We start from the raw sequence: 13485 nt of genomic DNA on the forward strand, positions 1-13485 counted from the left end.
CAAGAAATTTAAAAAATCACTATAATGGGATTGAAACAAAATTTACATAACTTAAAGGAAAAGTACAAAGGTACTAAGATGGAGCAGAGCTTTAATGCTTTGCATACATTCCTTTATTTACCTAATATGACTACTCATAACGGTACTCATATTAAAGATGCAACCGATCTAAAACGTGTTATGAACACGGTAATTATGGCAATGGTGCCAGTTTTAATTTTCGGTATGTTTAATGCTGGTTTTCAGCATTATTCACAAATAAATGGTTTTCCAGAAGGAATCGCTTTTTTATCTAGCGAATTCTGGACACTAGATAACTTATTAATTGGAGCTCAAAAAATCCTTCCTTTATTAATCGTTTCATACGGTGTTGGTTTAGGTATTGAGTTTATTTTTGCGACAGTTAATAAACATGAAGTAGAAGAAGGTTACCTTGTAACAGGAATGCTTGTGCCACTTATTGTTCCAGTTGATTTGCCTTTATGGATGCTTGCTGTTGCAGTAGCATTTGGGGTTGTAATTGGAAAAGAATTATTTGGTGGAACTGGAATGAATGTTCTAAATCCTGCTTTAACAATTCGTGCATTCTTATTCTTTAACTGGGCAGCTTGGATGTCTGGAGATAAAGTTTGGGTTCACGGAGCTGTTGACGGAGTAACTAAAGCAAATGGAGTAGATGCTATTTCAGGAGAAACAATTTTAGGTACTTTAGCTGCTAATCATACGCCAGATTTCACTTGGTCTGAAATGTTTTTTGGAATGATTCCAGGTTCTGTAGGAGAAACTTCAACATTCTTAATTTTATTAGGAGCTGCTTGGTTAATTTTCGCTGGAATTGGAAGTGCTAGAATTATGATTTCTTCAGTAATTGGAGCTGTTGTAATGGGATTAATCTTTAACGGAATTGTTGATGCTGGCATTATCACTGAATCAAGTAAATTCTACGGATTAATGGCTTTCCCATTTTGGCAACACTTATTAGTAGGTGGTTTAGCTTTTGGTATTGTGTTCATGGCAACAGATCCTGTTTCTGCAGCGCAAACAAATAAAGGAAAAATCATTTACGGATTCTTAATTGGTTTCATTAGTATTCTAATTCGTGTTTTCAACCCTGCTTATCCAGAAGGTGTTATGATGGCGATTTTATTAATGAACGTTTTCGCACCAACAATTGACCATTATGTGGTACAAGGAAATGTGAAAAGAAGAATGAAACGTTTAAACACAAAAACTGCTTAATTATGTCAACTAAACGTACAGATACAAATTCATATACTATTATTTTTTCAGTAATATTAGTATTAGTAGTAGGTTCTTTATTGGCATTTTTTGCAAATGCTACAAAAGAAATGCGCGATAACAATGATAAAGTTAAAACGCAAATGGATATTTTAAGTGCAATGGGTGTCGATTCAGACAGAACCAATGCTACAGAAACATTCAATCAATATATTAAACAACAATTCGTTATCGAAGGTGAAAAAGTTACTGAAGATAAAGAAGCGTACTTAATTAATATAAAGAAAGAATTAGATAATGCTAAACAAGGTTTAGTTCAAAAATTACCTTTATTTGTTGGTGAGAAAGATGGAAAGAAAATTTACATCGTACCAGTAAGAGGTAATGGACTTTGGGATGCAATTTGGGGATACATCGCTTTAAATGATGACCTAAAAAGTATTAACGGTGTGTATTTTGACCATAAAGGTGAAACGCCTGGTTTAGGTGCTAACATTACAGAATCATTCTTTAAAGATGATTTTAAAGGTGAAATGCTTTTTGATGCTTCAGGGAATTACAAGTCGGTTGAAATTTCTAAGTCAAACGGTGATCCAAATAATGAAGATAAAACAGATAATCAAGTAGATGCAATTTCAGGTGCGACAATTACAGGTAATGGAGTTGGAGCAATGTTAAACTCTGGAATTAAGTTGTACTTGCCTTATTTCGAAACTTTAAAAAAATAAACTATGGCAGAAAATAAAAACACAGAAAAAGAGCCATTGTTCTCAAAAAAGAATATAGGTTTAGTTAAAGACCCGCTTACAGACAGTAACCCTATTACGGTTCAAGTATTAGGAATTTGTTCTGCTTTAGCAATTACTGCCGAATTAAAAGCTTCAATCATTATGGCATTGTCTGTAATGTTCGTTTTAGCTGCAGGTAACGTAGTTATTTCATTAATGAGAAATATTATTCCTTCTGCAATTCGTATTATTGCTCAACTAGTAGTAGTTGCTGCTCTAGTAATACTTGTAGATTTAACATTGAAAGCGTATGTTCCAGATTTAGCGAAAAAACTTTCAGTATTCATCGGATTAATCATTACAAACTGTATCATCATGGGTCGTTTTGAGGCTTTTGCTTTAGGAAACGGACCTTGGAAATCTTTCTTGGATGGAATTGGAAATGCTGCAGGATATGGATTAATTTTAGTAGTAGTTGGTTTCTTTCGTGAATTATTAGGTTCTGGAAAATTATTAGGTTTCCCAGTATTTGGTGATCCAGTTGAGAAAACGGGACTATACTCTATAGGGTATGAAAATAATGGTTTTATGTTGTTAGCACCAATGGCGCTTATTACATTAGGATTAATTATTGGATTCCAACGTTCAAGAAATAAAAGTCTAATAGAAACAAACTAAGAAATGGAATTATTACAATTATTTTTAAAATCAATCTTTATTGATAATATGGTATTTGCAACATTCCTAGGAATGTGTTCATACTTAGCAGTTTCTAAAAAGGTATCTACAGCAGTAGGTCTTGGAGCAGCAGTTATTTTCGTAATGTTAGTAACAGTTCCATTAAACTTTTTATTAGATCAATATTTATTGAGACCAGGTGCATTAGTTTGGATGGGACCTGAGTATGCAGAATATGACTTAAGTTTCTTAACTTTCATTCTTTTTATTGCTACTATTGCTACAATGGTACAATTAGTAGAGATGATTGTTGAAAAATTTGCACCAGCTTTATATACATCATTAGGTATCTTTTTACCTTTAATCGCGGTAAATTGTGCTATTCTTGGAGGATCATTATTCATGCAACAAAAAGAATTTAACAACATTACCGAAGCAACTGTTTACGGTGTAGGTTCAGGAATTGGATGGTTTTTAGCTATTGTTGCAATTGCAGCAATTAGAGAAAAAATCAGATATTCGAATGTGCCAGCAGCTTTCAGAGGTTTAGGTATGACATTTATATTAACAGGTTTAATGGCAATTGGTTTTATGTCTTTTGGAGGAATGCTTTCAGGAGGAGATAGTGCTGAGCCTAAAAAAGAGCTAGTTGAAAATGTTACTCCGTCTACAACAGAAGTTGTTGAGGTAGTAGTAGATTCTACAGTTGTTGAAACAGTAAACGATTCATTAACCAAAACAGTACAAGAATAATTATGATAGCTTTAGAAATAAGTACTACTGGTTTAGTCAGTGTAACGGTTATAGCGTTTTTAATTTTATTATTAGTTTTAGTTGCGGTAATATTATTCGCAAAAGCTAAATTAGTACCGTCTGGTCCTGTTAAAATTAAAATAAACGGAGAAAATGAAATTGAAGTAGGTTCTGGTAATACATTACTTTCTACTTTAGGTTCAAGTAAAATATTTTTACCTTCTGCTTGTGGTGGAGGTGGAACTTGTGTTCAGTGTAAGTGTATTGTCAAAGAAGGTGGAGGAGAAGCTCTGCCTACAGAAACTCCTCACTTTTCAAGAAAAGAACTAGCTGAAGGTTGGCGTTTAGGATGCCAAGTAAAAGTTAAGGCAGATATGATTATTGAAGTTCCTGAAGAGGTATTTGGAATTAAAAAATTCGAAGCTAAAGTATATTCTAACTACAACGTTGCGTCTTTTATTAAAGAATTTATTGTTGAGTTACCTGAAGATATGCATTATGAAGCAGGTGGATATATTCAAATTGAAATTCCTAAGTGTGAAATTAAGTATTCTGATATAGATATTTCTGCTCACCCTGAAGAGCATCCAGGTGAACCTGAAAAGTTCAAAGCTGAATGGGATAAATTTAATTTATGGCCATTAGTAATGAAAAATGATGACTTAGTGGAAAGAGCATACTCTATGGCTTCTTACCCAGCTGAAGGAAGAAAGATTATGTTGAATGTACGTGTCGCTACTCCGCCTTGGGATAGAAACATCAATGGATGGGCAAAAGTCAATCCAGGTATTGCATCTTCGTATATTTTCTCAAGAAAAGCAGGTGATCCAGTTGTGGTTTCTGGTCCTTATGGAGAATTTTTCATCAATGAGTCTGATGCAGAAATGCTGTATGTAGGAGGAGGAGCAGGAATGGCGCCAATGCGTTCTCATTTATATCATTTATTCCGTACAATTAAGACAGGAAGAAAAGTAACATATTGGTATGGTGGTCGATCTAAGCGTGAATTATTCTATACAGATCATTTCAGAGCGTTAGAGAAGGATTTTCCTAACTTTAAGTTTTATCTAGCATTATCTGAGCCACAACCTGAGGATAATTGGAAAATCAAAGATGGAGTTAATGGAGAAGGAGATGGTTTTGTTGGGTTTATTCATAATGTGGTAATTGATAATTATTTATCAAACCACGAAAACCCAGAAGATATTGAATTGTATTTCTGTGGTCCGCCAATGATGAACAATGCCGTTCAGAAAATGGGTGAAGATTTCGGATTAGATCCAGATAACATCCGTTTTGATGACTTTGGAGGTTAATATAGTAAAACCGATTCAGAAATGAATCGGTTTTTTTTTACAAATAAATTATTGTAAATTGCTTCAAATAAAAAACTTAACCATTTAAAATATGAAAAATAATTACTTTATTATTTTTATGTTTTTACTAATGAACAGTGTTGTTTTTTCCCAAGATAATAACGCTATAGTTAGTAAATATTTAAAAGATAATCAAAATGAGATTGGTCTTTCTGATGAAGAAATTAAAGATTGGATTGTTACAGATCAAACTACATCTAAAAAATCAAAAGTAACTCATGTCTATATTAGACAACAATATCAAGGTATTGAGATTTACAATGCGGTTGCAAATTTTAATATTTTAGAAAAAAGAATTTTGAGTTTTGGTAATAGATTAGAAAAAAATATTGCCTCAAGAGTTAATACTACTCATCCTCAAATTACACCTTTTCAAGCTATAGAAAATGCTGCGGATCAATTAGGTTTAAATAAAGTTGATGATCTAAAAATTATTACTGCAGAATCTTCAAAAAAGTTTGTTTTTAATACTGCAGGAGTTTCTTTAGAAAATATACCTGTTAAATTAATGTTCCAGCCTATTGAAAATGGAGGGATTAATTTAGTTTGGGATTTAAGTATTTATACACTGGACCAACAACATTGGTGGAGTGTAAGAGTTGATGCTCTTTCGGGTAAAATTATAGATAAAACAGATTGGGTTGTTAGTTGTAATTTTGGAACTTGTGAGCATTTAAATCATAATAAGAAAGCAAAACAATTTTCTCAAATTAAGGATGAAAAAGCTGTAAATTATAATTCGCTTTTAATTCCTCCTACAACAGATCAATATAGAGTTTTTCCGATCCCAATTGAAAGTCCAAATCACGGAAGTGATGTGTTGGTTGTAGGTCCATATGATGCAGTTGCATCACCTTTTGGTTGGCATGATACTAATGGTGTTGCTGGAGCAGAATATACTATTACAAGAGGTAATAATGTTTATGCTCAAGAAGATGCAAATGGAAATAATGGTTTTGGAAGTGCTCCAAGTGGAGGGGCATCTCTAAATTTTGATTTTCCAATGAATTTAAATCAAGCTCCAGCAGGATATCAAAATGCAGCTATAACTAATTTATTCTATATGAATAATATTATGCATGATGTATGGTATCAATATGGATTTGATGATGCTAGTGGTAACTTTCAAACAAATAATTATGGAAGAGGCGGAGCAGGAAACGATGCTGTAATTGCTGACGCCCAAGATGGCAGCGGCCTTAATAATGCAAATTTTGGTACTCCTGCTGATGGTGGGGCGCCAAGAATGCAAATGTTCTTATGGTCAGCCCCAACGAGTTCTCCAATAGATAAATTAACGATAAATACACCTGCTGGCATTTCAGGCGGATATAATGCAATTCCTGCAGGATTTGGAGCGCCAGTCCCAACTTCGCCTTTGACAAGTGATTTGGTACTTGTGATAGACAATACGGCTCCAACTGATGATGGCTGTGAGGTTATTACAAATGCAGCAGCTTTGAATGGTAAAATAGCAGTAATTAGAAGAGGAACTTGTTCATTTGTAATAAAAGTAAAAGCTGCTCAAAATGCTGGTGCTGTTGCAGTAATAATGATTAATAATGCAGCTGGAAGTCCTATAGTAATGGGTGGCGCTGACGCTACAATTACAATTCCATCTGTGATGATTTCAGATATTGATGGTAATACAATTTTAACACAAATGTTGTCACAAACAGTTAATGCAACTCTTCTAGACGTTCCGCCAAGCGGATTTCAATTAGATGGTGATTTAGACAATGGAATTATTGCTCACGAGTACGGGCATGGTGTGTCAAATAGATTAACGGGCGGTCCTGCTGCTGCTGGTTGTTTAGGTAATGCAGAGCAAATGGGTGAAGGTTGGTCTGATTGGTTAGCTTTAATGCTTACGATAGAACCTGGGGATCAAGCTACTGATTCAAGAGGAATAGGGACTTATGCAATTGGTGAGTCAACAAGTGGAGGAGGAATACGTCCTGCTCCGTATACCACTAATTTTGCCATTAATAACTTTACTTATGCATCAACTAATAATACTGGAGCAATATCACAACCTCATGGAATTGGTTTCGTATGGTGTACAATGCTTTGGGATATGACCTGGGCAATGATAGATAAATACGGCTTTGATTCAGATGTTTATAATGGAACTGGAGGGAATAATATGGCAATGCATTTGGTAATCGAAGGTATGAAATTACAGCCATGTAGCCCTGGTTTTCAGGATGGTAGAGATGCAATATTAGCTGCTGATGTTGCTTTATATGGTGGAGCGAATCAATGTTTGATTTGGAATGCTTTTGCAGCTAGAGGGTTAGGTTTTAGTGCAAGACAAAACAGTTCAAATAATAGGACTGATCAAGTAGAGGCTTTTGATATTCCAGCCTATTTATTATTACCTGAAATTAATGTAAAAGGTAATAATTTTGATATAGTTGATGGAGATTCAACTCCGGTTTTAACTGATGATTCAGATTTCGGAGTAGTTGCAAGTGCGTCAGAAACTAAAACATTTACAATCTATAATGAGAATTGTCAAACTGCCTTAAATGTAAGTTCAATTTCTTTATCTGGAATTAATTCAACAGACTTTAGTATTGCAAATATTAGTCTTCCGTATATTGTTCCAACTGACGGTTCTGTTACTTTTGATGTTGTTTTTAATCCTCAATCTTTAGGAGTTAAAAATGCGACTATTGTAATTAATAATGATGATGCTAACGAGTCTGTTTATGATTTTGCTGTAAGAGCAGAATTTTTATGTGGAACAGAAACGTCATCATGGGATGGTTCCGTTTGGTCTAATGGAGTGCCAAGTAAAATTACAGCGGTAACTTTTACAGGTAACTATTCATCATCATCAGATCTTGAAGCATGTTCAGTAACTATAACAAATAATGCACAGGTTACAATTAATTCTGGAGATACTTTTATTGTTGATGGGGATGTAACAGTTGTTGCTGGCTCTTCATTAACGGTTGAAAATAATGCAGCATTACGTCAAATAGATAATGCAGCAGTTAATACTGGAAGCATTATTGTTAAAAGAAATGCTACTGTAATGAATCGTTTAGATTACACCGCTTGGTCTACACCAGTTGTTGGTCAGCAATTACAAGCTTTTTCTCCAAACACGGTCTCAACACGTTTCTATGAATATTTATTTACTGGAGTAGATACGCCTACAGCTTATCAATCTGTTGCTGCGACTACTAATTTTGTTGCTGGAAAAGGTTATATGATTCGTGCTGACAATACCTATACAGGTCCAACGGTTTTCAACGGTCAGTTTACGGGTGTTCCAATTAATGGAATAGTAAATCAAAGTGTTGGATTAGGTTATAACGTACTTGGAAATCCATATCCGTCACCTATAGATGCAAATACATTCTTAACAGATAATACTAATATTGGTGCGTTGTATTTCTGGACCAATACTACTGCTGCAAGTGGAGGAATTTATCCGCAAAATAACTTTGCTACCTATACATCTGGAGCAGGAGGAGTTGCTGCTTTTGCAAGTGGAAAAGTGCCAAACGGAACTATACAAACGGGTCAAGGTTTTTATGTGCAAGCAACATCAGCCGGTTCAGCAAGTTTTAATAATTTACAAAGAGAAGATGCCTCTGTAAGTACTCAATTCTATAGAAATGCGTCTACAAGTTCATTAGAAAGACATAGAATTTGGTTGAATTTAAATGATTCAAATACATCATACAATCAAATATTGGTTGGTTATATTGAAGGCGCAAGTAATGGAGTTGACTTTGGAATTGATGCTAAAGTATTGGATACTTCAAAACCAATGCTATACAATATAGTTAATAACGAAGAATATGTAATTCAAGGAAAATCACTTCCTTTTAACGATGAAGATATTGTTCCGTTAGGACTTAAAGCATTAACAGCAGGAGCATATACTATTTCAATAGAAAATGTAGATGGTTTATTTGATAATCAAGATGTATTTATAAAAGATAAATTAAATAATATCATACATGATTTAAAATCGTCTGCATATAGTTTTACAGCACAAGAGGGAACTTTCAATAATCGATTTGAGATTGTTTATAAAAGTGGATCTTTGAGTTCTGATGAATTTACAAATGCAAATACAATGAATGTATTTGTTAATTCGAATGAGATTCATGTTAACTCATCAAAAGAGAACATCAATGAAATTATTGTTTTTGATGTATTGGGAAGAAAGCTTTATGAGAATAAAACCATAAATGCTAACACATTTACGATTTCAACATTAAAAGCAAGTAATCAAGCTTTGATTGTGAAAGTAAAACTTCAAAATGGTCAAGTTAAAACAGAAAAGATTATTTTATAAAAAATAAATATTTCTATAAACACAAAAAACCGATTCAGAAATGAATCGGTTTTTTGTGTTTAGAAGTTCTTTTTAATCATGTTTTCATAATTAAACAATTCATAAAATTTTTATACTGTTTTTGAAATAAATCTATTTTATTCTATATTGCATAGTTATTTAACCAAATCACTTAAAAAATGAAAAAAAAATACCTACTTTTTTTTGTTTTTATATTTTCAGCTTTAACTTTTGTTTCGGCTCAAAATAATAAAACATTAGAGAAAAATAAAAAATCCCTAAAACAATTTGGGAGATCAGTTCAAATTCCAGAAAATGAAATTGATCCAAATGGAGTTATTAGATGTTATTCTAATCAAAATGAAGCTTTGCTTAAAGCAAAATATCCTAATAGAAAATCAACACAAGAATTTGAGGAATGGTTGGCTCCAAAAATACAAGAAGTTAAAAGATTAAAGCGCTTGGGTAGAATGCCATCTGTAATTACAATTCCGGTTGTAGTGCATATTATTCATAATGAAACAGGTATTGGAAATGAAAATATTTCCGATGCTCAAGTTTTATCTCAAATCCAAGTTTTCAACGAAGATTTTAGAAAAATGACAGGAACTCCTGGTGATGGTGCTGGTGTAGATACAATGATTGAATTTTGTATGGCGCAAGTTGATCCAAATGGAAACCCTACAAACGGAATAGATAGAAGATTCTTTACTGCTGCTTCATATGATGGTGCTGCTGTTGAAGCAAATAAGGCTGTTACTATTTGGGATCCTACTAAATATCTAAATATGTGGACTTACAACTTTGGAGGCGATTTGGCAGGTGTATTAGGCTATGCTCAGTTTCCAACTGGTTCTGGACTTGAAGGTATGCCAGCTCAAGATTGTATTACTGGAGAAGCTTCGACTGATGGAGTTGTTTGTGCTTACACAACGTGGGGTTCAAGAACTATTGCGCCTTTAGGTACTTATGGTGCTCCCTATGATAGAGGAAGAACGATGACTCATGAAGTAGGACATATGTTTGGATTACGACATATATGGGGTGACGGTGGTTGCGGTGTCGATGACTTTTGTGCAGATACGCCTGAATCAGACGCTGCCAATTTTGGTTGTCCAACTACACATGTCTCTTGTGGGACTTTAGATATGGTTAGAAATTATATGGATTATACAGATGATACCTGTATGAACCTATTTACGCAAGATCAATCCGATAGAATGCTTGCAGTATTAATGAATTCTCCTAGAAGAGATGATTTGCTCGTTTCTACTGTTTGTAATCCTGTTTCAACTCCTTACATTCAATTTAAAAGGGAAGCTTGTGAAGCAAGACCTGTTAAATCTGTAATTGAAGGAAACGGTTGTAGCTTTACCGAGTTTACGATTCCTTTAAATATTGAGAAAGCTCCTTCTGCTAACGCAACAGTTACTTTTTCAATTGATGGAGCTTCAATAGCTGACGCGAGCGATATTCAAATTATGACCCCTACGGTTACTTTTACATCAGGTTCAACGGCTGATAGAAACTTAGTTTTTAGAGTCTTAAATGACGGTGTTGTAGAATCTGACGAAGAATTAATTATATCATTTACGGTTAACGCTAATGGTGGAGATGCAGTTGCTAATACTGACGGAAATACTTTTAGCATGACAATTGTTAATGATGATACCCTTCCTACATTAACGGTAAATTCAACATTGATTAATGAAGATTTTGAGGATCTAACTGGATGGTTGATTATAGATGGTGATGGTGATACAAGAAATTGGGGAAGTGTTACGGGTCTAGACGGATTTGGAACTGTTCCTAATACACTTAGTGGAACGTGTGTTTATTCTGAGAAAAGAATCGGATATTTTGGTGGGGCTACTAGTACTGCTAATCCAAATAATTATTTAATAAGTCCACAAATTACAATTCCTTCAGGTGCTAGTGTTGTGAATTTGTCATACATAGTAGGAGCTTATGATAATGGTGGTCCAACAAGAAATGCTGGAAATTTTAGCGTTTACTTTACAAATAGTATAGCTTCAGAAGCGGCTATTTTAGCCGGAACTTTAGTGCAGTCAAATTTAGTTATTAATGAGAATACGACTCAATTAAGAAATAATAATTTATTAGCTTTATCAGGTCAGACAGGATATTTAGTATTTAGACATAATAATACTTCCGCAACAAACGTTGGTTTATTATTACTTGACTCGGTTTTATTACAAGCAACTAGTTCAACACTTGTACAAACCGAAGTTAATGCAGCAACTTTATATCAATCAGCATTTACTGGATCTGGTAATTTTGTTTCAAGAGATGTTTCAAATAATAACATAATGTCAGTTGTAAATTCTGCATCTGGCTTTGATTATGGTTGTACAACGATTGAAGTTGATAGAAGTAATACTTCTGTAGGAGCGGCTATTACAAATTTTATAGACCCTGCGCTAGCAAATAGAATCTTATCTAAAACCTTTTATGTAGACCCTACAAATGATACGGCTTCGGGTAACTTTACAATTTCATTATATTTTACTGAAGCTGAAATTGCTGCTTGGGAATCAGCAACTGGTAATTTACGTTCTCAATTAAGAATGTTTAAAGTAAAAGATGCAGCAATAAGCAGCGTTACCTATGCTAATTTTACAGATTACGTTATAGAAGAAGTGCCAGTTAGTATTAGTGCCTTTGGAACAGATGTAGTTTTACAAGCTAGTTTTACTTCGGAAATGAGAGGTGGTTATGCTGTTGGAGCTTCGAACGGAATTAATTGTGGAGATTTTGCAACTACTTGGGATGGTTCAGCTTGGTCTAATGGTTCACCGTTAAAAAATACTTCGGTAACTATTACAGGTAATTATTCATCATCATCAGATCTTGAGGCATGTTCAGTAACTATAACAAATAATGCACAGGTTACAATTAATTCTGGAGATACTTTTATTGTTGATGGAGATGTAACAGTTGTTGCTGGCTCTTCATTAACGGTTGAAAATAATGCAGCATTGCGTCAAATAGATGATGCAGCAGTTAATACTGGAAGCATTATTGTTAAAAGAAATGCTACTGTAATGAATCGTTTAGATTACACCGCTTGGTCTACACCAGTTGTTGGTCAGCAATTACAAGCTTTTTCTCCAAACACGGTCTCAACACGTTTCTATGAATATTTATTTACTGGAGTAGATACGCCTACAGCTTATCAATCTGTTGATGCGACTACTAATTTTGTTGCTGGAAAAGGTTATATGATTCGTGCTGACAATACCTATACAGGTCCAACGGTTTTCAACGGTCAGTTTACGGGTGTTCCAATTAATGGAATAGTAAATCAAAGTGTTGGATTAGGTTATAACGTACTTGGAAATCCATATCCGTCACCTGTAGATGCAAATACATTCTTAACAGATAATACTAATATTGGTGCGTTGTATTTCTGGACCAATACTACTGCTGCAAGTGGAGGAATTTATCCGCAAAATAACTTTGCTACCTATACATCTGGAGCAGGAGGAGTTGCTGCTTTTGCAAGTGGAAAAGTGCCAAACGGAACTATACAAACGGGTCAAGGTTTTTATGTGCAAGCAACATCAGCCGGTTCAGCAAGTTTTAATAATTTACAAAGAGAAGATGCCTCTGTAAGTACTCAATTCTATAGAAATGCGTCTACAAGTTCATTAGAAAGACATAGAATTTGGTTGAATTTAAATGATTCAAATACATCATACAATCAAATATTGGTTGGTTATATTGAAGGCGCAAGTAATGGAGTTGACTTTGGAATTGATGCTAAGGTATTGGATACTTCAAAACCAATGCTATACAATATAGTTAATAACGAAGAATATGTAATTCAAGGAAAATCACTTCCTTTTAACGATGAAGATATTGTTCCATTAGGACTTAAAGCATTAACAGCAGGAGCATATACTATTTCAATAGAAAATGTAGATGGTTTATTTGATAATCAAGATGTATTTATAAAAGATAAATTAAATAATATCATACATGATTTAAAATCGTCTGCATATAGTTTTACAACACAAGAGGGAACTTTCAATAATCGATTTGAGATTGTTTATAAAAGTGGATCTTTGAGTTCTGATGAATTTACAAATGCAAATACAATGGATGTATTTGTTAATTCGAATGAGATTCATGTTAACTCATCAAAAGAGAACATCAATGAAATTATTGTTTTTGATGTATTGGGAAGAAAGCTTTATGAGAATAAAACCATAAATGCTAACACATTTACGATTTCAACATTAAAATCAAGTAATCAAGCTTTGATTGTGAAAGTAAAACTTCAAAATGGTCAAGTTAAAACAGAAAAGATTATTTTATAAAAACAAGAGTGCATAATTCTAAACACAAAAACCGATTCAGAAATGAA

The 13485-nt window shown here is 33.8% G+C and carries 7 protein-coding genes; all 7 read left to right on the plus strand.

The window, feature by feature from the left end:
* Positions 1-24: 24 nt before the first annotated feature.
* Entirely contained in the window at positions 25-1239 is a 1215-nt protein-coding gene (locus ACQ65T_RS05465) for an NADH:ubiquinone reductase (Na(+)-transporting) subunit B (protein ID WP_430400086.1), read from the plus strand.
* Between the two features lie 2 nt (positions 1240-1241).
* Entirely contained in the window at positions 1242-1967 is a 726-nt protein-coding gene (nqrC, locus tag ACQ65T_RS05470; RefSeq protein ID WP_430400087.1) for an NADH:ubiquinone reductase (Na(+)-transporting) subunit C, read from the plus strand.
* 3 nt (positions 1968-1970) lie between these two features.
* A complete protein-coding gene (locus ACQ65T_RS05475; protein WP_430400088.1) occupies positions 1971-2645 on the plus strand; it encodes an NADH:ubiquinone reductase (Na(+)-transporting) subunit D in 675 nt (224 codons plus the stop codon).
* Between the two features lie 3 nt (positions 2646-2648).
* Positions 2649-3398, plus strand: coding sequence for an NADH:ubiquinone reductase (Na(+)-transporting) subunit E (gene nqrE, locus ACQ65T_RS05480; RefSeq protein WP_430400089.1), 750 nt, complete (start codon positions 2649-2651; stop codon positions 3396-3398).
* 2 nt (positions 3399-3400) lie between these two features.
* Positions 3401-4714, plus strand: a complete 1314-nt coding sequence (nqrF, locus tag ACQ65T_RS05485; RefSeq protein WP_430400090.1) for an NADH:ubiquinone reductase (Na(+)-transporting) subunit F — start codon at positions 3401-3403, stop codon at positions 4712-4714.
* Between the two features lie 91 nt (positions 4715-4805).
* Complete coding sequence (locus tag ACQ65T_RS05490) at positions 4806-9095, plus strand: T9SS-dependent M36 family metallopeptidase (RefSeq protein WP_430400091.1); 4290 nt, start codon at positions 4806-4808, stop codon at positions 9093-9095.
* Between the two features lie 179 nt (positions 9096-9274).
* Positions 9275-13438 (plus strand): M43 family zinc metalloprotease, encoded by a 4164-nt coding sequence (locus tag ACQ65T_RS05495; protein WP_430400092.1) that lies wholly within the window; start codon positions 9275-9277, stop codon positions 13436-13438.
* Positions 13439-13485: the final 47 nt, after the last annotated feature.

It is taken from the genome of Flavobacterium sp., from assembly GCF_965284515.1.
Classification (GTDB): domain Bacteria; phylum Bacteroidota; class Bacteroidia; order Flavobacteriales; family Flavobacteriaceae; genus Flavobacterium.